This is a genomic window from Kitasatospora sp. NPDC053057 (genome assembly GCF_044546945.1).
GTDB lineage: Bacteria > Actinomycetota > Actinomycetes > Streptomycetales > Streptomycetaceae > Kitasatospora.
In genome coordinates, this window is the sequence record NZ_JBITZP010000047.1 from 1 (window position 1) to 22520 (window position 22520).

Consider the following 22520-nt stretch of genomic DNA (forward strand, 5'->3'; position numbering starts at 1 on the left):
CCGCACCGACGCGACTACACACTGTTCTGATTTGTCCCAGCGCACCGCCTCGACCACGGTGTTTTCGACCATCAGGGTGCGCTTCCATATGCTGAAGGCAGGCACGCCGTCTCTCTGCTTGATCCAACTTGAGTCTCGACACCTCAAGGATCACAGAGGACGGCGTGTTTCACGTCCAGCCGCAGATCAGCGCACCCACACATGCGGCAGGAGAGCCACAAAACCGCCGTCTCCTACCAAGCCACAGCCACCCTCGCCTCACTCCTCATGTGGGCCTGACCCTTTGGCGACACTGCCTACGGCTACGGCTACGGCCGTCCGGTCTACGGTTCGGCCGGGCGGGAACCGCCCGAGCGGCGTCAGGCGTCGATCGGACGCAGCACCGCGTAGTACGCGAACGGCGGACCGTACAGCCGGGCGACCCGCAGCCCGGCTCCCTCCGCCAGGCTGATCAGCGAGGACGGCCGGATCTGATGCCGGTCGAAGAACTCGCCGACCACCAGCCGCCCGAACGGCTTCAGCACCCGGCGCAGCTCGGCCAGCGTACGCGCCGGATCCGGGATCTCGCCCAGCGCCGTCACCAGGTAAGCCGCATCGAACGAGCCATCCGCAAAAGGAAGTTCATGTGCGTCGGCGAAGTTCGGCACGATGTTGTCGACGCCCTGCTCCTTGGCCCGGCGGCCCACGTGGTCGAGCATCTCCTGCTGGATGTCCACGATGTCCAGCTGGCCGTTCGGGCCCAGCTGCGGTGCGACGTGCAGCGACTGCAGGCCGGTTCCGGGGCCTATCTCCAGGATCCTCTCGCCCTCCCGGGCCTGCAGCACGTGGTCCAGACGCTTCAGAGTCAGGAACGGCAGCGGCAGGTCGAGCAGCCAGCGCTGAGAGTACGGGTACGGCGCGGAGTCGGTGAACCACCAGGTGGCGACGGCGGCGGCAGCGCCCGCGCCGATCAATGCCCGCGAATTCCTCATAATTCCTCCCCAAATGTCCGATTGGGCCATCGAAGCATCTCTGATGGCCAATCAGTTATGTTTGTGTGCAATCTGCTTGCGCCAGCGCCGACTTTGTCGGCAGTCGACCCGAGCGGGCCGAACGAACCGCCCGTGGACCGCCGTTGCGGCAGGCCGGGGACTTCCCGAAACGGACCGGACCGCAAGCGCCGATCACGTCACGAGCTCTTCCGCTCAGCGGCCCGGCCGAGGGAAGGTCCGGGTCGCGAGAACCGCGCAGGCCACCGCCAGCGGCAACTCGACGAAGACCGCCATCAGCACCGCCAGCTTGAAGTGCGAACCCGGGGCAGTCGTCATGGTGTCGAACCAGGCGTCGACCAGCAGCAGGGCCGAGGTCGCGGCGGAGGTCAGGCAGGCCCGGCAGTCGCCGCGCCTGAGGAGCAGTCCGGTGGAGAGCAGGCCGAGCGCCTCAAAGCTGTCCAGACCCGTCCACGTCCAGGCCCAGTGCGAGGCCTGAGCGGTGGCCGGCAGCCCGGTGTGCAGGAAGACCAGCCAGGGAATCATCGCCAGCCCGAGCACGGTGAGGACCGTGGCCGCCCGGCGAAGCAGCAGGGGGAACGTCGAAGCGGCCGCGGCCTTCGGAAGGATCCGCGGGACACCGGAGCCCGAACCGGCGTCCACGCGGACCAGACGGAGCGAATGAACGCCGGTCAGCTGAGTGCTCGCCATGACACCTGACTCCCTCCCGTGCCCGCCCCGTGGGCACAACATCAGTGTCCGGCACGTTGCGGGCGCCGGTCGCGTTCAGCTCCCGGAGGACCTCCAGGGCCTCGATCAGCGGCTGTGCCTCGGTGCCGCCCTTGAACCGCACCGCCTTCGATCAGCGCGCTGCCGTGGGTCGGCTCGTTGAGTCCCAGGATCATCCGCAGCGTCGTGGACTTGCCGGAACCGTTCGGCCCGAGGAAGCCGGTCGCGCGCCCCGGCTGGACGGTGAACGTGAGGCCCTCGACAGCGGTCACGTTTTTGAATCGCTTGGTGAGTTCGTTGGTTTCGATCACGGGGACAACATTCGCGGCATCGGCCGGCTCGCCGCGTCGGCCGGCGGGTGTCACCTCTGCCCCCAGGCCATCGGCCCGGCGGCGTACCCCGCGTACATCTCCGGGGCGACGCGCGGAGCCGACGCCGCTGAATACGATCTCCGTACGGAAGAGCTTCTCCAGCGTCTCTCGACATCGGAGCGCATGACCTGGCTGACGGACCAGGCCGTGGTGCTGGCCACCACCGGCTTCTACGCGCTGATGCTCTGCTGGTCGATCGCTCAGGTTCGGGACCACGACGGCCTGTTCCGGTTTGGCGTGCGGCCCTGGATCGTGTTCGTCCTGCTCGTCGTCTTGTGCTGGCACCTCGCCGTCCGGCGGCCGAAGGCTGCCGCCGTAGGCTCCGTCGCGGCCGTCGCGGCCGCGTTCGTCGGGAACCTCCAGGTCTACCCCGGGGAGACCGTCGGCGACGCGGCCCAGTGGGCCGGGCAGTTCGCGTTGTGGTTCGCGGTCGCGTGGGTCTTCGGGGGGGTATCGCAAACGCCGTGAATACCTCGGAGCCTTGCATGAGCAGAGGGTCGTGAGGTTGGGGGCTCAGGCCATCGAGAGGGCGGTGCTCGGTACTGGCCTTCTGGCGCTGGGATCCGGACAACTCGACACCACGGCCCGGCGTCGGAGCGGCGGGGGCTTCTACGCTCGCACGGATACCCGGGTGTGAGGGGGAATGCCGTGGCTCGCAGGCCTGTTCGGCGGCGTCGGTCGGGTGCTGCCCGTTGGGTGCGGCAGGCCAGGGACAACATGCTGCTGGTGGGGATCGCGGCGGTGGTCGGGCTCGCGGTGGTGTCGGTGGTGGTGCACTGGCTGGTCCAGCACCTGGTCTTGGTGGCCGGGGTGCTGGTGGTGGGTGCAGGGGCGGGTGTCGCGGTGCTGCGTTCGCGGGTGCGGGCGCGGCGGCGGGAGCTGGACGTGCGGGCGGCGCAGTTGCGGCACATCGGGCCGTTTCTGACGATGAGCCCGAAGGCGTTCGAGCACGCGTTGGCGGATCTGTGCCGGCGGGACGGCTGCACGAAGGTGACGGTGGTCGGCGGGGCCGGTGACCTGGCGGCGGATGTGCTGGCCACGACGCCCACCGGGCAGCGGATTCTGATCCAGGCGAAGAGGTACGGGCCGCGGACGTTCGTCGGTTCACAGGATGTTCAGGTGGTCAACGGCACCTATCGTGACGTGCACCGTTGCGATCTGGCCGCTGTGGTGACGACCAGCTCGTTCACCAAGCCCGCGGCCGCGTTCTGTGCTCAGGTCGGGATCAGGGCCGTTGATCGGCGGGCGCTCGCGTTGTGGGCGGAGGGGACGGGCGGGCCGCCCTGGGGCTGAACCCAGGCGACGATGGTGACTGCGGCGAGCAGGTTCGGACACCGGATGAACTGCAGTGACGTTTCCTCAATCACGTTGCGTAAAGGCATTATTGGTGCTGTGAGCACCGTGATACGTTCCGTGACGGAATCAGAAAACAGTTGACCCCGGCGGTGCTACCAACACCCCGGGGCCCGGCACCCGGAGACGAACCTCCCGATGCAGATCCATCGTACCGAACACGCCCGCCACTTCACCGTGCTTCCCAACTCCGTCCTGCAATTCCGGCGGCTGTCCTACACTGCGCGCGGTCTGCTCGCGGATCTCCTCTCCCGCCCCGACGGCTGGCGCGAGGACGGTCGGCACATGGCCGACACCAGCACCCAGGGGCGCGGCGCCGTCCGCAAGGCCCTCAAGGAGCTGACGGACGCGGGCTTCTACCGGACCGAGAAGGTCCGCATGCCCGACGGCACCGTCCGCACCGAGGCTCACGTCTACGACGCCCCGCAGCCGACGTCGCCGAGTACCACCCGTCCGGTACCCGGTGAACCAACCACCGGCCGCGCTGGCGCCCCTGTAGTAAAGAACCAGGCGAAAGCAACCACCCTCCCCGGCAGCGAAGGCGAAGGCGAGGGCGAGGACGAAGTCGAGGACGAAGGCGTACCGGACGAACAGGTCCGCGCGGCCGTGGCCGCGCTGTACCGGACGATCCGGCCCGAGCCGCGACTGCGCCTCGGCGAGGCCGAGGCGCGGGCGCTCGCACCGCTGGTCGCCCAGTGGCTGGAACGCGGGGCGACGCACGCCGACCTCGCCCAGGCGCTCCTGCCCGCACTCCCCGTCCCCCTGCACTCGGCGGCCGGGGTGATCCGCTACCGCCTGGAGCACAAGCTGCCGCCCCCGACCCCGCCCCCGACCGCCGTACGGCTCGCCGAGTGCGCCTCCTGCCACGATCCCGTTCCCCGCCCCGGCATCTGCCGCTCCTGCGCGGGCCTCGGCGCACGCACCCTCGCCGTCGGCGGCGGCGAGCCGTTCACCCGCAGCGGCGCCGCCCGCGCCAGAGCGGCGCTGCAGGCGGCCCGGACAGCCGCGTTGGGCCTGGGGAAACTGGCCCCGATCGGGTGAGGGTTGGACACGGCCTCCGCGTTCACCCGCTGCCGGGCTCACAGCTGCCAGCCTCACACCGGCTGGACGCTCACCTGCGAGCGCACCAGCTCCTGGTACGGCCCGGGCACGGCCAGCAGGTCGTGGTGCCGGCCGGTCTGGACGACCCGGCCGTCCTGGAGGACGACGATCAGGTCGGCGTTCATGATGGTGGACAGTCGGTGGGCGATGACGATGCGGGTGCACTCCAGGCCGGCGAGCGCGTCGGCGATCCGCGACTCGGTCACCGTGTCGAGCGCGCTGGTGGCCTCGTCGAGCACCAGCACGCCGGGCCGCCGGGCCAGGGCTCGGGCCAGGGCGACGCGCTGGCGCTGGCCCCCGGACAGGCTTCCGCCCATCTCCCGGATCTGCGTGTGGTAGCCCAGCGGCATCGCCTCGATGTCCTGGTGGATCTGGGCCTGCCGGGCGGCCTCGCGGACGAGGTCGCGGTTCGCGTCGGGCACGCCGAAGGCGATGTTGTCCTCGATCGACCGGTTGCTGAGGACGATGTCCTGCGGTACGTAGGCGACACGGCGGTAGAAGGCGTCCGCGCTGATCTCGCTGAGCGGCAGGCCGTCGAAGGCGATGCTGCCCGTCGCCGCCGGGTAGAGGCCCATGAGCAGCTTGCCGAGGGTGCTCTTGCCCGAGCCGGAGCCGCCGACGATCGCCACGCTCTGCCCGGCCCGCACGTCGAAGCTGACGCCCTTCAGGGCCGGGGTCTTCGCGCCGGGGTAGGTGAAACCGACCTCGCGCAGGGTGACGTCGCCCCGCAGGTCGGCCCGCAGGTCGGCCGCACCGTCGCCGAACACGGCCGGGGCCGGGGGCTGGTGGAGGATGTCGCCGACCCGCGACACCTGGGCGTTCACGACGACGAGCTGGGAGAAGGCGTTGGACAGCGACGTCACGGTGCCCAGGCTGGTGGCCGTCATGGCCTGCACGGCCACCGCCGTGCCCAGGTCGAGGCGGCCCTTCCAGACCATCCACAGGCCTGCCGCCAGGACCAGCAGCGGGCCGAAGACCTGGAACACGCTCTGGCCCGCGGAGGCCGCGCCCTGCAGGAGGATCCGCCGCCTGGTCCGGTCCATCACCCCGGCGTAGACCGTCGACCAGTCGGCGAGGAAGGAGTCCGTCATGCCCGAGACCTTCAGCGTCTCGATCGAGGCCAGCGCCTCCATCTGGAGGGAGGACGACTCGGCGGTCCGGTCGATCTCCAGGGCCGTCGTCCGCCGGATCGGCCGGTACGCGAGCGCGGCGACCGCCACCATGCACAGCAGCACCGCCGAGGCGATCAGCCCGAGAGGGACGGACCCCAGGAAGATGTACGTGAACACCACCACCAGGCTGCCCAGGTCCAGCAGGACGGCGGCGATCTGGCTGGAGATCATGTCCCGTACCGCGGCGATGCTCGACAGGCGGTACATCAGCTCGCCCTGCGAGCGGTTGGCGAAGTACTTGTAGGGCAGGCCGAGCAGGGTGCGGAAGGTCCGGCCCATCATCAGCTCGCCCAGGCTCCGGATGACGGAGGCCAGGCAGGCCGACCGCACCAGCGAGAGGACCAGGTAGGCCGCCATCGGCACCAGGAGCGCGGCCAGCACCAGGGGCAGCGACAGCTCGGTGAAGTAGCGCTCGAAGCCGTTGATGGCGCGCTCGATCGCCATCGGCATCACGATGGTGAACGCGTAGAGCAGCAGCGACATCAGGAACGCGCCGGCCAGCGGCCCCTTCGTACCGCGCAGGGCCCGCAGGAACTCCCGCCACACGCTCGGCTCGCGGTGGCGCACCGGGGTGTAGGCGTCGGTGGGCGTCGCCTCCATCGCCAGGCCCGAGTAGTGGCTCTCGAACTCCTCGACGGTGACCTTGCGCCGGCCGCCGGACGGGTCGACGACGGTCGCGTGGCGTTCGGTGAGCTTCTCCAGCACCACCAGGTGGCTGTCGTCCCAGTAGGCGATGAGCGGGAACACCAGCTTGCGCAGGCCGCCGGTGCCCGCGCGGAAGGTGCGGACCCGGAAGCCGTGCCCGCGCAGGATGTCCGCGGTCTCCCTGATGGTCAGTCCGTCCCGGCCGGTCTCGTGCTCCCGGCGCAGCCGCGCCACCGAGTCGGTCGAACCGTGCGCGGAGAGGATCATCGCGATGCAGCACAGCGCGCACTCGGTGGGCGCGAACTGGTGGACCTCCTTGACCCGACGTGCGCGGTGCATCGGCGATATGGACGGCATCAGCGGCCTCCCAGGCACAGGGGGAGTTCGACCCGGCGGTCGGAGAGCATCAGTTGGGCGTAGTACCAGCCGGACCGGCCGTACAGGAACGACGGCAGGTCCGTCACCGAGCCGATGCCGAAGGACCAGCCACCCTCGCCGTAGCGATCGAGGAAGCGGCCGTGCAGGGCGGCGGCCTCGACGCGCAGGGCGGGCCAGGCGAGGCGGTCGGCCAGCCAGCACAGCATCGCGAGCCGGCCCGCCGCGCCGTGGCAGAAGCTGATGTCGCCGCCGAGGTCGCCGTTGACGATGTGTTCGATCTCGGGGGCGAGGGCCTCGCGGGTCTGCTGCGCCGAGTAGCCGACGGCGCGCAGCAGTTTCGCGGCGGCGAACGCGACGCCGGTGTAGCCCTTGCACCAGGTACTCCTGCTGCCGGCGTCCCGCAGGGAGTCGTCCTGCCAGCGGTGGCGCAGGTACCCGGAGGCGAAGGCGTCGAGGTGCTCGCGCACCCGGCCGCTGGCGTCCGCGCCGCTCAGGGCGAGCGCGCTCAGCGCGGCGATCCGGCCGAAGCGGCCGTGGGCCAGGCTGAGTTCGCCGGTGTGGGCGGTGGGCGGGCCGTCCAGGTCCAGGAGGCGGTCGATCAGCGGGGCGGCGGGCGGCAGGGCGGGGTCGTGGGCGTACTCGGCGCGGTGGAGCAGGTAGCCGGCGAAGCCGTTGAGGTAGTCGAAGTCGTCGAGGGAGAGGGTGTGGACGTCGATGTCGTCGGATGGCATGGCGGGAAGCGGTATGAGCGCCGGGTCGGCGCTGCGGCGCCGCAGCTCCAGGCCGGTGACGACGGTGGACAGCAGCCCCGTGAACGGCGAGAACTGGACTGCGGCCGTCGCCCTGGGCAGCGTCGGCGGCACCGCGGTGGAGTAGGCGGCGGCGGGGTCGGCCCCGATCGCGGACGCGCCGCGCGCCCGTCCGGCCTCGGCGAGGTAGAGCAGCAGTCCGCCGCCCTCGTGCAGCATCGTGTCGACGGCGCCGAGCCGCAGGCCGTCGCCGTCCAACCGGGGCATCAGCCAGGTCGGTTGGCCGGCCTCACCGACCACGAGCTCGGCGAGCGTCGCGAGCCAGCCGGGCGCGTCGGTGAGCGCCGGACCGGCGTGTACGGGCGGGTGGCGGACGTCCCAGACGTCGTCCACCGAACTGCCGAGCGCGTAGCCGAGGTAGGTCAGGTCGCGGCCCGGCGGGCGGTTGAAGAAGGCGGCGATGCTGCGCAGCGCGGCCTGCCGGGGGGCGCTGGGCAGCTCGACGGGATCGCCGGTGGCGGTGACGACCGGCCGGCCGTCGCTGCCGCGCAGCTGCCGGGAGTCGCACGGCAGGTCGTAGAACGGCACGTCGAGGTCGAGCAGCGCGGCCACCTCGTCGCGGAGGGCGGCGCCCGAGGCCTCCGGGCCGTCGAGGCCGCGGTGGCGCGGGGGGAGCTTGCCGAGCAGGTCCGCGCGGGCCGTCGGGCTCGCGAGATGGGCCGGGTGGAGGGAGGCTTCGAGGAAGCGGGCGTAGAGGTAGGTGGGGCGCAGCACCTGGCGGACCGACCAGTGGCCCGTTCGCTCCACGACGCGTTCGATCGCGGGGCGGTGGGTCCGGAGCAGGGCGCGGGCCTCGTCGAATCCGGCGGTGAGCTCGCCGACCCACAGCCGGGGGTCGACCTGCTCGCCCCGGACGGTGGCCATGTTGGTGCGGTGCTGGGGGACGGCGGGCGTTCGGTCGAAGCGGATCAGGTCGGTGCCCGGGTCGACCAGGCCGTAGGACTGCAGACGCTGGGAGCCGCCCGGGCTCACGCATCCGACGGCGGACAGGTCGACGTCGACGGTGGCGCCGCTGAAACGGGCCGGGACGAGGAGGGTGTTGAGGACGGACGTTTCGAGCTCGCCGGTCAGTGCCGAGGAGTTCGCGGTGGGAACGGACACCAGGGTCTCGGTGTCGATCACCACGGGCCCGTCCGCCGTGGCGATGATGTTCTCGTGGTGCAGGTCGGTGGCGCCCAGCATGCTCAGCAGGGCGGCGACCCGGCCGAACCGCCGGAAGTACCCGGCCGGGCCCACGGCTTCGTCGACGTCGGTGTGCTGGACACGCTCCTGCCACAGGTGGGTGGGGCGGGCGACGGTCCTGGGGTGGAGCGGTCCGAAGAAGGCTCCGCCCGGATCGGCGAGCGAACGCACCGCTTCCAGGAGCGGCTGGACGCTCTGCTGCTGGGGCTTGTAGATGGCGGTCACGCCGTTCTCCCAGCCGACGAACGAGACGGTCCGACCACGGCGGTGCGAGTCCCCGAGGCCGGGGACGAACGACACGACGCGCCCGCCGGTCCCGAAGGCGTCCTGGAGCAGGTGCCGGTCCTCCCAGGCGGCCCGGAGGACGCGCTGCGCGTGCTCGACCCGGCGGTCGGCGCTCAGGCGCAGCAGTCGCTCCAACTCGGGGAACCGGCTGAACAACTCCTTCTGGCCTTCCTCGGTGGCGGCCCAGGCGTGGAACCCGTCGTAGCCCAGGCCGGTGAGGAGGGGATCGCTGTGGCGGGAGCGGAAGACCGTGACGAGGGTACGGACGCTGGTCTCGGCAAGGGCGTCCGTGATGGCGCGCAGGAGCGAATCAAGGACGCGCGGAACGTCGATGAAGTCCGCGAAGTCCGCCTCCCTCAGCCGCTCCCAGTCGGTGAACCGCCGCGCGCACTCCACCAGGAGCGGGCGGTGGAAGCCCCCGAAGACGTCGGCCTTGTCCTCGAGGCGCTGCCGCAGCAGCTCTTCGAGGGTTTCCTCACTCAACTGCACTACGGTTCCTCGCTGTTCGGTGTTCGGTCGTCGATGGGGCCGGCCCCGGGTGCGCCCGGGGCCGGCGTGTCAGGATCAGACGCAGCGCGGGGTAATGCCGCTGGTGGGGCAGGCTCCCTGGAGAGCAGCGCTGATGGCGGTGGCTGCGGTGATGACGGCCGTGGTCTGCAGGATGGTGCCGACCGCGATCTCGTCCGGCTCCGCAGCCAGCTCCACCAGCTCGTCCACCGGGATGAAGCCGGTGCTGGCGTCCATGAGGATGTCGCTCATGTCTCTTCCTTTCCTAGGGTGTTGATCAGGGGTGTTGATCAACCGAGGTCCCCGGAGGATCCGGGAACCCCGTCCAGCGACGGCCCGCGCCGGGCGGATGCCGGCGGGGTGCGGGCCGCCAAACCTTCAGTCGAGGCTCAGCACGCAGGGATAGGCGTCCGGGTCCAGGTGACGCAGGACGGACCAGGCGAACCCCGCCCGGCCCACCAGCAGGCTGCTGCTGTGGCCGTACTTGGTGTCGGCGCGCTCCTCGTAGCGCTCGACGACCTCGGTGAACAGGCGCGGGTAGAGGTCCTTGGCGAGGTGCCCGCCGAACAGGCCGGGCAGCTCCCGCTCCGCCATGACCGCGATCTCCGTGCTCGCCAGGTCGCCGTGGCAGTACGTCGGGTTGTTGCCGAAGCCGCGCCGCAGCGTCAGCTCGGCGAGCCGCTCCAGTCGCGCGCGGGGGATCACACCGGGAGCGTGGCGCTCGACCGTGAGCGCGCCGAGCAGCATCCCGGGCGCGCCGTGGCACCAGGCGTACGAGCGGTCTTCGCCGCCCCAGACCCGCGGCCAGTCCCGGTCGCCTGGGTCGTAGGCGTCGAGCACCGCGCCGAGGATGTCGAGCCCGAGGTCGCGCACCTCCGCGTCGCCGAGGAGCGTGCCGTACTGGATCAGCACCGGGGCGATCCCCATCGCCCCGTGGGCGTACCCGGTGTACGGGGTGACCTGCCCGGACTCCGCCTTGAGGCCGCGGAGCAGGCGCGCCTCCTCGGCGGCGATCGTCCGGGCGGCCGCTTCGACGAGCTGCCGGTCGGCGCCCTCCTGCGCGTCGCGGTGCAGGGCGAGGCAGACGGCGAGCGTGCCGGCCATACCGCTGACGAAGTCGCAGCCGACCGCCGGTTCGGCGCGTCGGGCGAGCTCGCCGGCCAGTTCGCCGTGCGTCAGGGCTCCGGTGGTGCCCGTGGTGCCCAGCAGTCGGCGGGCCGTGGCGATGGCGTACACGGTGCCCGCGAGGCCGGTCATCCCGCCGAGGGAGATCTTCGGGCCCGCCAGCTCTCCGCGCCGGAGCTGGTCCTCCAACGGACCGAGCACCCGGGTCGCCGCGACGGCGTACCGGTCCTCGCCGGTCTCGCGGGCGAGTCCGGCGAGCACGAGGGCGAGGCCGGGGCTGCCGCCGTAGAGGTCGTAGCCCAGCGTGCCGGGGCACCACTGGCTCTGTTCGGCCGTCATGACCTGGGGAGCGATCCAGGTGGCCGGGTACTGGTCGTCCCGGCCCAGGACCATCCCGTCGACCAGACGGTCCCCGATGCGGACGGCCTCGGCCAGCAGCCGCGCCCGGTCCACGGTCACGGGTTCCGCGCCGACGGGCCGGACCGGCGCGAAGCCGGTCGGCTCCTGGTCCACCGGGAGCTTGTGGACGAAGGCGAGGTCGACCAGGAGGAGCTCGCGCTCGATCGCCTCCGGGCTCAGGGCGGCGATGCGCGCCCGGACCGCCTCCAGGGCGGGCTCCTCGAACGCCCCGGCCCGTACGACCGAGCCGTCGTCGGTGCCGGCCCCGGCGAACACGGCGGTGGAGCGCGGCGTGTAGGAGAAGTACGGGACGTCCCAGGCCGCGAGCTGCCGGACCTCCTCGTCGGCCAGCTCGGCCGCCTCGCCGGTCCGCAGCACCACCCGGTTCAGTACGGCCGCCCTGACGAGCGGGTCGCGCAGCGCGGTGGGGTGGGTGGCCATCCTCAGGAGCTGCGTGTAGAACATCGTGGGGTTGTTGACGTACCGGAAGCGGACGTCGCCGAGGTGGGTCTCGATCGCCGCCATCACCTCGTCGCGATGCGCGCTCGCGTACTCCAGGACCCGGCGCAACTCCCGCTTGATGACGTCGCGTTGCACCGGCACCGGCACGGCGGTGGTGCCGAGCACTGAGAGGTTCGCGTTGGCGGCCACCGTCCGGCCGACCGCGAGTTCCACGAACATGTCGTCGCGGCCCGGATTGCGCACGGCGAGCGTTCGGAACGGGATGTCCTGGCCCGGGTCGTAGCCGATGGCACCGATGTCCAGGCCCCGGTCGGAATCGCCGGGCTTCAGGAGCGTCGGCAGGATGCCGATCGCCGCGACGGATTCACGGATCGCGGTGGCGGCCTCGTGCGCGGCGGACCGGCTGCCGTCACCGGCAGGCACGTTGAGCCGCGGGGTGAGCAAAGTCTCGGTGTCGATGACGACCGGACCGGCCGCACCCGTGACCACGTTCTCGTAGTGGATGTCGGTGGCCCTGAGCAGGTGGAGTATCCCGGTGAGCCGGCCGATGTGCGCGAAGTACTCCTCGGCGTCACCGGTGAACTCCTCGGTGCGGACGTACTCGACGAATCCGCCGTCCCCGGTCGGCACCGCGCTGATCGTGCGCAGACCGGTTCCCAGACGCCCGTTGATCCAACCGACGAAGGCGTTGTACCCGATCTCGGCCTCGATCGGATGCGGCTTGTAGATCACCCGGCTGCCGTCCGCGAAGCGGATCCGCGCCGTCGACCTCCCGCCGTTGTGGGTGTCGCCCTGACCCAGCGAGATCGCGGTGACCAAGGGGTTCGGGCCGATGCCCGGGATGCGGGCGGCGAGCGCATCGCGGTGGCGTTCGGCCGCTCCGATCACCTCCAGCAGGTGGTCCTCCGCCGACCGCACGCGCAGTCGGACGGCGCGGAAGAGCAGGGGGTACCGCTGGAGCATCTCGGCGTGCCCGGCACCGCTGTTGGTCCAGGCCCGGAAACCGCGGTAGCGCTCCTCCGGGGTGTCACCCGGTAGCGAACCGGCGGCCCGGAGCCGGTGGAGCTCCTCCAGCAGGGCCCGCAGCATCAGGGCGGAGACCGCCTCGGTCTGGGCCTGGACGAAGTCCCGGCCGATCGTGTTATCCGCCGCCACCACCGGCGAGGCGGCCACGGCGTCGCCGATCCGCCCCGCCCAGGCCAGGACGAGGTGGGCGAAGTAGTCCCCGAACATGCCCTCGGGGTCGGCAGCCGGATGGTAGGCCCCGGGCGCGGGAACGTCCGGGCCGGAGGCTTCGGTGTCATCGCCGCGCGCGGCTTCGCCGAGCAGGGTTTCGAACAGGCGGTCCCGGGCCGCGCCGTCCGGCAGCTCCGGAAGATAGGTGTGCAGGATTTCCGCCACTGCACTCGGCATTGGTGCACGCATGATGAGAGTTCCGGTTTCGCGGGAGGGGTGTGCCGGGCGCTCAGCACCCGGCACACCCCGGATGGGATCAGTGCTGGCAGTTCTTCTGGCACTCGGCGGTGACGGTGCAGAGGTAGCCGTTGTTTCCGAGCGCCCAGCTGGCGACCGTGTAGGTGACCCCCTCGATGGGCCCGAAGGTGAAGGTTCCCGCGCTCAGGCCGTCGAGGTTCTGCTCGCTGATCTCTTCGAGGATGTCAACGTTGGGGTTGCTCATGGCAGTTGGCTCATTTCGAGGCTCGTGCGGTCCCTGTTCGGACCGCTCTGGAGCCAGCGTGGCAGCGCCCGCCAACAACCGCTCAACAGGCCGTCAACAGGGGATTCACACACCCCGACGGCCCGGCCGTACGGCTCTGCGGGGAGAGAGCCGGTATGGACGGGTCCTGCGAAGGGCCGGCCGCTCTCAGCGGTCCGCGGGCCAGACGCTTTCGATCGCGCCGACTTCGATCAGGCCGAGGATGTCGCGCGCCTCGCGGAGCCGGGACTCCAGGTGGTGCCGGTCGGCGACCTCGATCGCCTCGTGGATGCGGGTACGGGCCTGCGGCCACTCATCGAAGCGGGCGTGGGTGCGGGCCATCATGACCAGGCACTCGACAACGAGGGCGGCATTGCCGATGCACTGGAAGGTCGCGAGGGCCTCCTCGAAGGCCGCGAACGCGTCATCGCGCCGGCCGCGGCGGCGCAACACGTCGCCGTGGTTGGTCAGGACGATGGCGGTGCCGTTGGCGTCCCCGTGGTCGCGCCACAGCCCGATCGCCTCGCGGTAGCACAGGTCGGCCTCGTCGAGGTGGCCGGACACCCGCAGGGCGTCGGCCATGGTGCTCAGGAAGATCGCGGTGCGGTGCCGGTCACCGCCGGTGCGCCGGTGGAGGTCGAGGGCCGCGCGGGCATGGGCGAGGGCCTGGTCACCGTGACCGGCCGTGCTGTGGGCCAGCGACAGGTAGGCGAGGGTGACGGCCTGGCTCTCGGGGTCGTCGAAGAGCGTGAGGGCCTCCTCGAAGGCCTCGATGGCGCGGTCGGGACGCCGACCCATGCCGTGGCAGGCACCCAGGCTGCGCAGCAGCCAGGCGCGGCCGAGCCGGTCGTCGTGTTGTTCGGTGAGGTCCAGCGCCTGGTGGAGGAAGCTCTCCCAGTGTCCGGTCCACCAGGACGTGCGCATGTAGCCGAGGAGCCAGACGGCCATCCGCCAGGCGAGGTCGAAGCGGTGGCTCTGCCCGGCCTGCCGGATGGCCTCGCCGATGCCGGCTAGCTCACGCCGGCACCAGGTGAGGGCCTGGATCTCGTCGGTGAAGACGGGCAGCGGGGCGGGTGGCTCCAGGCCGAGCCGGGGCGGCAGCTGGCCGCTCTCGGGGATGGCCAGGCGGGCGTTCTCCAGGGCGAGCGCGTACCAGACGCACATGCGCAGTCGGGCCGCCTCGCGTTCCTGCTCGCTCTCGTCGGCTTCGGCGCATTCGGCGGCGTACTCGGCGAGGAGGTCGTGGAGGCGGTAGCGCAGCGGGGCGGGTGTCTGGAGCAGGTGGGCGTCGACGAGCTGTTCGAGCAGTTCCTCGGCCCGCGCGGGGTCGCGGTCGAGGAGGGCGGCGGCGTCGGCGGGGCCGAGGGTCTGGCCGGGCCACAGGCCCAGGAGACGGAACGCGCGCGCGGCCTCGCGCTCACCGGGCGACTCGCTGTCCCGTAGCCCGAGGTAGCTGGCGGCGAAGGTGGCGCGCACCTGGAGGTGTCCCGCCGTCAGGGTGCTCAGGCGGCCGGGCCCGCCGGGGGCGAGTCGGTCGGCGAGGGTGGCCAGCGGCCAGGCCGGACGGGCGGCCAACCGGGCGCCGACGATGCGCAGGGCCAACGGCAGGCCCGCGCAGGCCGCCAGGATCCGCAGCGCGGCGTCGAGGTCCTGCTCGACCCGGTCGCTGCCGCACAGCGCACACAGCAGGGCGCGCTGCTCCTCGACGTCCATGGGGGCGAGCGACAGGTGGTGGGCGGTGGGCAGGTCGGTGAGGGTGGAGCGGCTGGTGACGATCGCCGCGCTGCGGCCGGAACCGGGCAGCAGCGGGAGCACCTGCGCGCCGTCGCGGGCGTTGTCGAGGAGCAGCAGGACGCGCCGCTCGGCGAGCACCGAGCGCAGCAGCGCCGCCCGCTGGCCGGTGTCCTCGGGCAGGGGTACGGCGGGGTCGGTCGGTCCGGAGAGGTCGGTCAGTACGGAGGCGAGCAGCTCGCGGGCGGTGGGCGGGGTCGCGGTGCCGTGGCCGCGCAGGTCCAGGTGGAGCTGCCCGTCGGGGAAGCGGTCGCGCAGCAGGTGGGCGGCGTGGACGGCGAGGGCGCTCTTGCCGACCCCGCCCATGCCGGTCACGGCCACCACGCCGGGGCCGTTGCCGTACGCGGCCTGTTCCAGTGCCTCGCGCAGGCGGCGCAGCTCGTCCTTGCGTCCGGTGAAGAGGGTCGTGTCCAGCGGCAGTTGCGCGGGTGCCGTCGGTGTGGGTGCGGGCGCTGTCGGCACCGGGACCGCCTCCAAGCCCGCCTGTTCCTTCAACAGGAGAGGGTCGGCGGTCAGCACCCGCTGGTGGACCTCCCGCAGGGCCGGGCCCGGGTCCACGCCCAGCTCCTCGGCCAGCGCCGCCCGTACGGCTTCGAACACCTCAAGCGCCTCGGCCTGGCGCCCGCCGCGGTACAGCGCGGTGACGAGCAGGACGTGCAGCGACTCGTGCAGCGGGTGCTCGGCCGCCCAGCGGCTGAGCTCCGGCGTCACCTCGGTGTGCCGCCCCAGCTCCAGCTCCGCCTCGAAGTACCACTCCAGGGCCTGCAGATGGGCCTCGCACAGCTGCCTGACCTCGGCCTCCAGCGTGTGCAGGACCGGCAGGTCCGCCAGCGGCCGACCGCGCCACAACGCCATGGCCGCCCCGGCGTGCCGGCTCACGGCCGGCCAGTCCCGCCGCCCGCGGGCCTCGCGGGCCAGGGAGAGCAGCCCGGTGAACTCCCGGACGTCCAGCTCCCCCTCGTCGACCCGCAGCAGCGGCCCGTACGGGGTGGCGGACAGCCGCGGCGCATCCTCGGCCTCCAGCGCTCGCCGCAGCCGCACCACATGGTTGGCCAGCGAGGCGGACGCCGTCGTCGGCGGCTCCTCGCCCCACAGCGCACCCTGAAGACTGCTCAGCGACACCGCCCGGTTCGCCTGGAACAACAACGCCGCCAGCAGCGCCCGGACCTTCGGCCCGCCCACCGGCACCACCCGATCGCCCTGCCGGACCACGACCGGGCCGAGCAAACTGAAACGCACGATTCGATTCCCCCAAGACCGACCGGCAGCGCCGGCCGTGTCGATCACCCCGTTGCGGCGATGCTATCCGCCGCGTCCGACCCCCGGCCCCTTCGCCTCGGATTCCAAGGGGCGTCGCAACGCCCCAGCTCAGGGCAGCCGCCGCGGTCCGCCCGAGGGCTGGTCCGCCCGGGGGCGGAGCGGACGCGGCGCACAGTGGTGCGGGTCGTGGTGGGCCGAGGCGGGCCGAGGCGGCGGCCCGGGCGGGGGAGAGGGACTTGCCACCGGCCCCGCCGAATGGAGCCGTTGGCAACGCAGGCCCGGCAGCAGGCCGCACTCGGAGACATGAACAGAATGACCATCAGACTTTCTGTGCATGGGGCTAATTAAGCGCCTATTGCATAACAACTCGCCCCAGATCGCGGATAGCATCCAAATCCACTCTGTTCGGATGCTGATCGCCTGGGAGCGGCCTCGCCGGACAGGCCGACAGGAGAGGTCATGCCCGCGCGCCGAAGCCACGTTCACCCCGTCAGCAGCTCCCCGACTCCCGCCGATGCCACGCTCCCGCCAGGCTTGCCCTATCCCGACGGTTGGGCCGCACTGGCCTTCTCCTCCGAACTCAAGCCCGGCACCGTCATCACCCGCCAACTAGCCGGCGAGGATGTGGTGCTCTACCGGCTGCACGACGGGCGCGTCCGTGCGGTCCGCCCGTACTGCCCCCACCTGGGCGCTCACCTGGGCCTCGCGAAGGTGGAAGGCAACGACCTGGTCTGCCCGTTCCACCGGTTTGCCTACGACCCCGACGGCCGCTGCGTCCGGACCGGGTACGGCACGCCGCCGCCCAGGGCCTCGCTGACCCGGCTGACCGTGCGCGAGCTGAACGACGTGGTCTTCCTCTGGCGCCACCACGACGGCCGGAACCCGGACTGGGAGATCCCCACCTGGCACGCGCTCGGCGACCAGCCGCTGCGCCACGCCTCCCTGGAGATGCCCGGCTACGCCCAGGACGTCATGGAGAACTCCTTCGACCTGGGGCACTTCATCACCCTGCACGGCTGGCCACAGGGCGAGTTGGCGGCCCCGGTGGAGTTCAACGGGGTCAACTTCCACATCTCCATGCGGGTGCGGGAGACCTTCCCGCTGGTGGGCATGCGCGACGTCGAGGTGGAGGTCGACGGACACGGCTTGTCGGTGCTGCACACCGACATCCGCACACCCTCCCTGGGGCTGGCGATCTGCTCGCTGGTGATGCCCGCCCAGGTCACCCCCGTCCGGATGCAACTGCGGCAAGCGAGCCGCTTCGTCCTGAGGGAGCCCGCCGGACTACCGCCGTTGCTCGCCCGGACCGTCAGCCGAACAGTGACCAAGCTGATGGCGGGCCCGATGTTCCGCGGCTCCCTCGACTTCACCTCGGCCGACTTCCCGATCTGGTCCACCAAGAAGTACCTCTCCCGGCCTCGGCTCGCCGCCGGCGACGGGCCGATCGGCGCGATGCGGCACTGGGCGCGCCAGTTCTACCCGCCCGACGGCCACATGGACCTGCGGGCCGGAACCTCTCACGTGGACCACGACGGCGAGGACGCCACCATCGAAACGGGCACCCGCCAATAAGTCATGTCTCGTGGGTCTTGTCGGAACTGGCGAAGTCCGGAGGACGTGGCACCGGAGCTCCTCCTCTTCCTGGAGGCGCCCTCACCCGGGCTCCGGCCATCCTGGCAGCAGGTTTCAGCTGTAGGTGTGCCGGCGCCCGAAGCGGTTCAGCAGACGGCGGGCGCCCTCTTCGTCGAGGCTCAGCGCGTCCGGTGGCCTCCCCAAGGCTCGCCGTGCCTTCGTGTGCGGGGCCGAACTCGTCCGTCGTCCACGTTTCCCGCTCACCCATGGCACCCCTCCAGCGTCGACGGTGGGTGTCCGGATGAACGCCGCTCTAACGTTCATCGTTGGACCGGGCCGGGGCGCACCGTCGTTCGTAGCATGACCGGTAACCGACAACGGAAGGGCCCTCATGAACGGCAGGATCGTGACCTGGCTCGGTGGTCCCGCATTGATCGTGGGGATACTGCTCGGCGCAGCTCCGGCGCACGCCGGCACCGGGGTGCAGATCGACGGTGCGACCGTCTCCGGCGGCGCCTCGACGACGGTGAATGTCACCATCGAGTACTCCTGCGACGCCGGTGGCTTCGTCAGGTCCGCGACTGTGACCGCTGAGGACCGGCGCTCCGGTGCCCTCGGCACCGCCCGGTTCGCCCCGAGCTGCACGGGCGCGACCGTGAAGGTGGTCGTCCCGGTCACGACCCTGAACCAGAACGGCTATGCCGCGGGCGACCCGGCGGCCGTCCGCGCCTCGTTGCTCGACGTGGACGACACCGAGGTCCTCGGGACCATCGCCCAACTCGCCATCGGCAACGGGTAGGAGGGCTGGTGAGGCGGGCAGTCGGCCGCCCGGACCGGCTGGTCCACGTCGCGCCAGATCGGGGTGCCCCGCCGTCGGGTGACGGTGAGCCCGGCGTTGAGTGCGATCCCGGCCTCGGGGATCAATGGAACCGTGGTTATCGGTGAGAACGATCACGGTGCCGAGGTGCGCCCTGCTTGATGGGCTTCAAGAAACCATCGTTTCCTGAAGATCGCCGCGCAGGCCGCCCGACGGCCCCTCAGATCCTTCAACAACTCCTTCAAAAACCAGGGACGTTCAAGAACTTCCGAACACCGTTTTCTGACAGAATCCCGGGCGTGACCACCCCCTTCGAGCCCGACGCCTTCGACCTCCTGGTCGCCGAACCCGCCCAGCGGACCGAGATCCTCATCGGCTACGCCCGGGTCTCCACCGGCGGGCAGAAGCTCGACCGCCAGATCGACGCCCTCACCGCCGCCGGCTGCCGGCGCATCTTCGCCGACAAGAAGTCCGGCAAGGACGACCTGCGCCCAGAGCTCAAGGAGTGCCACGCCTTCCTGCAGTCCGGCGACACGCTGGTGGTTCCGTCGCTGGACCGCTACGGCCGCTCGCTGAAGGACTTGGTGAACATGGTGGGCGAGCTCCGGCGCCGCGAGGTCGGCTTCTGCTCGCTGCACGAGCGACTGGACACCACCACGCCCGGTGGCCGGCTCGTCTTCCACGTCTTCGCCGCGCTCGCTGAGTTCATTCGGGAGCTGATCGTCTCCGGCACTCGCGAGGGCCTGGACGCCGCCCGCGCCCGTGGCCGGGTAGGCGGACGTCCCACCGTCGCCACCGCCGAGATCATCCGGGCTGCCCGCGACATGCTGCCCAACCCGGAGAACTCGATCACGTCGATCGCCAAGATCCTCGGCGTCAGCCCCGGTACCCTCTACAACCACATCCCCGACCTGCGGGAGCTCCGTGCCTCCGGGCGGGTTCCGAAGCAGGTCACGGCGAGTTGACCGCTACCGCTCGGACTCCGGTCCGGCAAGTCCCCCGAGAGCTTGTCCGGGGCGGTCGAATCCGTCACGGATCCGCTGGGCCTCGGACCGGATCGTGCATTCCCGGGCGTGGTCGTTGATCAGTCCCATGGCCTGCATGAACGCGAACACCGTGGTGGGCCCGACGAACTTCCAGCCGCGCTTCTTCAGGTCCTTCGACAGGGCGACCGAGGCGGGTGAGGTCGAGGCGGTCTGCGGTTCGGCCAGGCCGGCGGCGTCGGGTTCGTAGCGCCAGACGAACGCCGCCAGCGACCCCTCGCGCTCGATCAGGTCCTCGGCCCGGCGGGCGTTGTTGATCACCGCCTCGATCTTGCCGCGGTGCCGGATGATGCCGGCGTCGCCCAGGAGGCGCTCGACGTCGTGCCGGTCGAACCGGGCGACGGCCGGGATCTCGAAGGCTGCGAAGGCGGAGCGGAAGTTCTCGCGCTTGGCCAAGATCGTGCGCCAGCTCAGCCCGGACTGGAAGCCCTCCAGACTCAGCTTCTCGAACAGGCGCTGGTCGTCACCGACGGGAAAACCCCACTCGGTGTCGTGGTAGGCGAGGAACTCCGGGGCGCCTGCGCTCCATGCGCAGCGCGGCGCACCGTCGGGTCCGACGAACGGTGTCGTCACAGCAGGAAGCTCAGCCGCTCGTCCGCCATGCCCGGCGCGATCTCGATGATCTCCGCCGTGACGACGTCCTGGGCGACGAACGGGTCCTCGTCGACGCGCTTGCGCAGTTCCTCGGGCGAGGTGTTGTGGGCGAGGACCGCGCCGCCCAGGCCCGGCTGGATGCTGCCGACCAGCAGGAAGACCTTGTCGTCCAGGCCGCGCTTGATCCACTCCTGGTGGCCGGCCATGTGCTGGGCGGCGGCGGCCTTGTTGTCGGAGAACCGGAGCAGGACCACGAACATGCTTTCTCTCATCTCTCGTAGGTGCGCAGCCACTGGCGCATCCGGTCAACCTCGCGCTGGATGAACGCCTCGTCGCGGAAGGCGTTGGCCATGACGGCGACGCCCTGGCTGAAGGCGAGCACGTGCATCGCCAGCTCGTCGGCCTGCTCGGTGTGCCCGAGCAGCGCGAACTGCTCGCGCAGCCAGGCGCGGAACAGGGCGAACAGGCGGCCGGCCTGGCCGAGCATGGCGTGCTCCAGCTTGGCCAACTCTGTGGTCAAGGTGCCCACGGGGCAGCCGTAGTCCTGGATGTCGGCGCGGTTGGTCAGCACGATCTCGACGTACCGCATGATCCGGCCGGCTGGGGTCGGCGCCTCGGCCTCCCACTGCTCCAGCATCCGCCGGGTGTCGGCGAGGCGGGCGTCGATCACCGCGTCCAGGATCGCGTCCTTGGACTTGAAGTGGTAATAGAAGTTGCCCCTCGACAGGCCGACGGCTCCGGCGATGTCCGCGAACGAGGTGTGCTCGTAGCCGTGGTGGTAGAAGAGCCGGTCGGCCGCCGCGACGATCTGTTCGCGGGTCGCCACAGCAGTCATGGTGATCCCTTCCGGTGCCGTAGGACAGTCGACCTAGAGGCACAACGTAGGTCAGCCGTCCTAGAGCGTCAAGCCGTTGACACCGCCGGGACCAGCGGCCTAGCGTGACGGCGCTCTAGGACAGCTGTCCTACGACTTCGCCGCAACGCTGGAGCTCCGCATGCACCTCGACCTGTTCGCGCCGTTCGAACTGGGCGGCCTCACGCTCGCCAACCGGATGGTGATGGCGCCGATGACCCGCAACCGCGCCGACGCCGACGGCTGCGTTCCCTCGCTGATGGTCGACCATTACCGTCAGCGCGCCACCGCGGGCCTGATCGTCGCGGAGTCCACCACCGTCTCCCCGCAGGCGGTCGGCTACCCCTTCACGCCTGGCCTGCACACCGCTGCCCAGGCGGCGAGCTGGCGGCGTCTGACCGACGCGGTCCACGCGGAGGGCGGGCGCATCTTCGTCCAGCTGCAGCACTGCGGCCGCGTCTCCCACCCGAGCCTGCTGGACGGGCAGGTGCCCGTCGCCCCCTCGGCGCTCGCACCCGCCGGCCAGGCCGTCACCTACACCGGCCCGCAGGACTTCGTGACGCCCCGCGCGCTCGACGCCGACGAGCTGCCGGGCATCGTCGACCAGTTCCGCCGCGCCGCCGCGCTGGCGAAGCAAGCGGGCTTCGACGGCATCGAGGTCCACGCCGGCAACGGCTACCTGATCGACCAGTTCCTGCGCGACCAGACCAACCACCGCACGGACGCGTACGGCGGCAGCGCGGCCAACCGCATGCGCCTGCTGAACGAGGCCCTCGACGCCGTGTGCGAGCAGTGGCCCGCCGAGCGGGTGGGGGTTCGCCTGACGCCGGAGAACGGCTTCAACTCGATGTCGGACTCCGACCCGCAGGGCCACTTCGAGTACTTCCTCGGGCAGCTGAGTGCACGCGGCCTGGCCTACGCGCACGTTCTGGAGGGCGGCATGGCGACGACGGCCGTCTCCCTCGACTACCGCGCGCTGCGGGAGCGGTTCGCCGGCACGTACATCGCCAACAACGGCTACAACCTCGCCCGAGCCCAGGCAGCGGTGCACGCCGGCGATGCCGACCTGGTCGCCTTCGGCACACCGTTCCTGGCCAACCCGGACCTGGTCCGCCGCTACCGGGAGAACCTGCCGCTGGCCGCGGCCGACCCGGCCACGTTCTACGGCGGCGGGGAAGCTGGCTACACGGACTACCCGTTCCACCAGGGCGACGCAGCCCAGACCCGCGCCCTCACGACCCAGGCTGACGTCCAGGCCGTGGCCGGGCCTGCACGCTGATCAGCCCCGGGGCGGTTCCTGACGCTCAGTCTGCTCCCGCCTCATCGTCCTCGTCCGCAGCCTCCGCCGGGTCTCGAAGGGGCCGCAGCCCGCCGCCGGCCGGGCCGGAGGCGCGGAAGGTATAGCGGC

18 protein-coding genes and 1 pseudogene are annotated in these 22520 nt (G+C 71.3%); 7 read left to right on the plus strand and 12 right to left on the minus strand.

Translation table 11 applies throughout. From position 1 onward, the window contains the following. Positions 1–359: 359 nt before the first annotated feature. From ACIG5E_RS33050 to ACIG5E_RS33060, 3 genes and pseudogenes are all read right to left on the minus strand, one after another. Complete coding sequence (locus ACIG5E_RS33050) at positions 360–971, minus strand: class I SAM-dependent methyltransferase (RefSeq protein ID WP_396539807.1); 612 nt, start codon at positions 969–971, stop codon at positions 360–362. A 213-nt stretch (positions 972–1184) separates the two neighbouring features. Beyond that, positions 1185–1679, minus strand: coding sequence for a hypothetical protein (locus ACIG5E_RS33055; RefSeq protein ID WP_396539809.1), 495 nt, complete (start codon positions 1677–1679; stop codon positions 1185–1187). Between the two features lie 116 nt (positions 1680–1795). After that, positions 1796–2008 (minus strand): annotated as a pseudogene (locus ACIG5E_RS33060) (ATP-binding cassette domain-containing protein); the annotation flags it as partial. 183 nt (positions 2009–2191) lie between these two features. Between ACIG5E_RS33060 and ACIG5E_RS33065 the strand changes: the two are divergent. The 3 genes from ACIG5E_RS33065 (at position 2192) to ACIG5E_RS33075 (ending at position 4462) form a co-directional block, all read left to right on the plus strand. Next, complete coding sequence (locus ACIG5E_RS33065) at positions 2192–2536, plus strand: hypothetical protein (RefSeq protein WP_396539811.1); 345 nt, start codon at positions 2192–2194, stop codon at positions 2534–2536. Positions 2537–2785: 249 nt separating this feature from the next. Then, positions 2786–3361: a restriction endonuclease gene (locus tag ACIG5E_RS33070; RefSeq protein WP_396539813.1), complete on the plus strand. Its 576-nt coding sequence runs from the start codon at positions 2786–2788 to the stop codon at positions 3359–3361. A gap of 198 nt (positions 3362–3559) precedes the next feature. Then, entirely contained in the window at positions 3560–4462 is a 903-nt protein-coding gene (locus ACIG5E_RS33075) for a hypothetical protein (protein WP_396539815.1), read from the plus strand. A gap of 53 nt (positions 4463–4515) precedes the next feature. On the opposite strand, the gene ACIG5E_RS33080 is transcribed toward ACIG5E_RS33075, so the two are convergent. The 6 genes from ACIG5E_RS33080 to ACIG5E_RS33105 form a co-directional block, all read right to left on the minus strand. Then, a complete protein-coding gene (locus tag ACIG5E_RS33080; RefSeq protein ID WP_396539818.1) occupies positions 4516–6678 on the minus strand; it encodes a peptidase domain-containing ABC transporter in 2163 nt (720 codons plus the stop codon). A gap of 17 nt (positions 6679–6695) precedes the next feature. Further along, complete coding sequence (locus tag ACIG5E_RS33085) at positions 6696–9476, minus strand: DUF4135 domain-containing protein (RefSeq protein ID WP_396539820.1); 2781 nt, start codon at positions 9474–9476, stop codon at positions 6696–6698. Between the two features lie 81 nt (positions 9477–9557). Next, complete coding sequence (locus ACIG5E_RS33090) at positions 9558–9752, minus strand: hypothetical protein (RefSeq protein WP_396539822.1); 195 nt, start codon at positions 9750–9752, stop codon at positions 9558–9560. 126 nt (positions 9753–9878) lie between these two features. Next, entirely contained in the window at positions 9879–12899 is a 3021-nt protein-coding gene (gene lanM / locus ACIG5E_RS33095) for a type 2 lanthipeptide synthetase LanM (RefSeq protein WP_396539824.1), read from the minus strand. Positions 12900–12978: 79 nt separating this feature from the next. Then, positions 12979–13164, minus strand: a complete 186-nt coding sequence (locus ACIG5E_RS33100) for a plantaricin C family lantibiotic (RefSeq protein ID WP_396539826.1) — start codon at positions 13162–13164, stop codon at positions 12979–12981. A 186-nt stretch (positions 13165–13350) separates the two neighbouring features. Continuing rightward, positions 13351–16212, minus strand: coding sequence for a BTAD domain-containing putative transcriptional regulator (locus tag ACIG5E_RS33105; RefSeq protein ID WP_396539828.1), 2862 nt, complete (start codon positions 16210–16212; stop codon positions 13351–13353). A 555-nt stretch (positions 16213–16767) separates the two neighbouring features. Between ACIG5E_RS33105 and ACIG5E_RS33110 the strand changes: the two genes are divergently transcribed. The 3 genes from ACIG5E_RS33110 to ACIG5E_RS33120 all read left to right on the plus strand — a co-directional run bounded on the left by ACIG5E_RS33110 (position 16768) and on the right by ACIG5E_RS33120 (position 19587). Next, positions 16768–17805, plus strand: coding sequence for a Rieske 2Fe-2S domain-containing protein (locus tag ACIG5E_RS33110; RefSeq protein WP_396539830.1), 1038 nt, complete (start codon positions 16768–16770; stop codon positions 17803–17805). A 391-nt stretch (positions 17806–18196) separates the two neighbouring features. Then, positions 18197–18604, plus strand: coding sequence for a hypothetical protein (locus tag ACIG5E_RS33115; RefSeq protein ID WP_396539832.1), 408 nt, complete (start codon positions 18197–18199; stop codon positions 18602–18604). 317 nt (positions 18605–18921) lie between these two features. Then, entirely contained in the window at positions 18922–19587 is a 666-nt protein-coding gene (locus ACIG5E_RS33120; RefSeq protein ID WP_396539834.1) for a recombinase family protein, read from the plus strand. 3 nt (positions 19588–19590) lie between these two features. On the opposite strand, the gene ACIG5E_RS33125 is transcribed toward ACIG5E_RS33120, so the two are convergent. The 3 genes from ACIG5E_RS33125 to ACIG5E_RS33135 are packed head-to-tail and all read right to left on the minus strand — an operon-like array spanning position 19591 to position 21094. Continuing rightward, the gene (locus ACIG5E_RS33125) at positions 19591–20238 is read right to left on the minus strand and encodes a DNA-3-methyladenine glycosylase I (protein ID WP_396539836.1); all 648 of its coding nucleotides are present in this window, start codon (positions 20236–20238) and stop codon (positions 19591–19593) included. Continuing rightward, entirely contained in the window at positions 20235–20519 is a 285-nt protein-coding gene (locus tag ACIG5E_RS33130) for a YciI family protein (RefSeq protein WP_396539838.1), read from the minus strand. Before ACIG5E_RS33130 ends, ACIG5E_RS33125 begins: the two co-directional genes overlap by 4 nt. Positions 20520–20527: 8 nt before the next feature. Further along, a complete protein-coding gene (locus tag ACIG5E_RS33135) occupies positions 20528–21094 on the minus strand; it encodes a TetR/AcrR family transcriptional regulator (protein WP_396539840.1) in 567 nt (188 codons plus the stop codon). Positions 21095–21254: 160 nt separating this feature from the next. On the opposite strand from ACIG5E_RS33135, the gene ACIG5E_RS33140 reads away from it, so the two are divergent. Beyond that, positions 21255–22391: an alkene reductase gene (locus ACIG5E_RS33140; RefSeq protein WP_396539842.1), complete on the plus strand. Its 1137-nt coding sequence runs from the start codon at positions 21255–21257 to the stop codon at positions 22389–22391. Positions 22392–22520 lie beyond the last annotated feature (129 nt).

Excerpts from the sequence above, each read along its gene's own strand:
- ACIG5E_RS33050 (WP_396539807.1), bottom strand. The coding sequence starts at position 971 with ATGAGGAATTCGCGGGCATTGATCGGCGCGGGCGCTGCCGCCGCCGTC.
- ACIG5E_RS33055 (WP_396539809.1), bottom strand. The coding sequence starts at position 1,679 with ATGGCGAGCACTCAGCTGACCGGCGTTCATTCGCTCCGTCTGGTCCGC.
- ACIG5E_RS33065 (WP_396539811.1), top strand. The coding sequence starts at position 2,192 with ATGACCTGGCTGACGGACCAGGCCGTGGTGCTGGCCACCACCGGCTTC.
- ACIG5E_RS33070 (WP_396539813.1), top strand. The coding sequence starts at position 2,786 with ATGCTGCTGGTGGGGATCGCGGCGGTGGTCGGGCTCGCGGTGGTGTCG.
- ACIG5E_RS33075 (WP_396539815.1), top strand. The coding sequence starts at position 3,560 with ATGCAGATCCATCGTACCGAACACGCCCGCCACTTCACCGTGCTTCCC.
- ACIG5E_RS33080 (WP_396539818.1), bottom strand. The coding sequence starts at position 6,678 with ATGCACCGCGCACGTCGGGTCAAGGAGGTCCACCAGTTCGCGCCCACC.
- ACIG5E_RS33090 (WP_396539822.1), bottom strand. The coding sequence starts at position 9,752 with ATGAGCGACATCCTCATGGACGCCAGCACCGGCTTCATCCCGGTGGAC.
- lanM (WP_396539824.1), bottom strand. The coding sequence starts at position 12,899 with ATGCCGAGTGCAGTGGCGGAAATCCTGCACACCTATCTTCCGGAGCTG.
- ACIG5E_RS33100 (WP_396539826.1), bottom strand. The coding sequence starts at position 13,164 with ATGAGCAACCCCAACGTTGACATCCTCGAAGAGATCAGCGAGCAGAAC.
- ACIG5E_RS33115 (WP_396539832.1), top strand. The coding sequence starts at position 18,197 with ATGAACGGCAGGATCGTGACCTGGCTCGGTGGTCCCGCATTGATCGTG.
- ACIG5E_RS33130 (WP_396539838.1), bottom strand. The coding sequence starts at position 20,519 with ATGTTCGTGGTCCTGCTCCGGTTCTCCGACAACAAGGCCGCCGCCGCC.
- ACIG5E_RS33135 (WP_396539840.1), bottom strand. The coding sequence starts at position 21,094 with ATGACTGCTGTGGCGACCCGCGAACAGATCGTCGCGGCGGCCGACCGG.
- ACIG5E_RS33140 (WP_396539842.1), top strand. The coding sequence starts at position 21,255 with ATGCACCTCGACCTGTTCGCGCCGTTCGAACTGGGCGGCCTCACGCTC.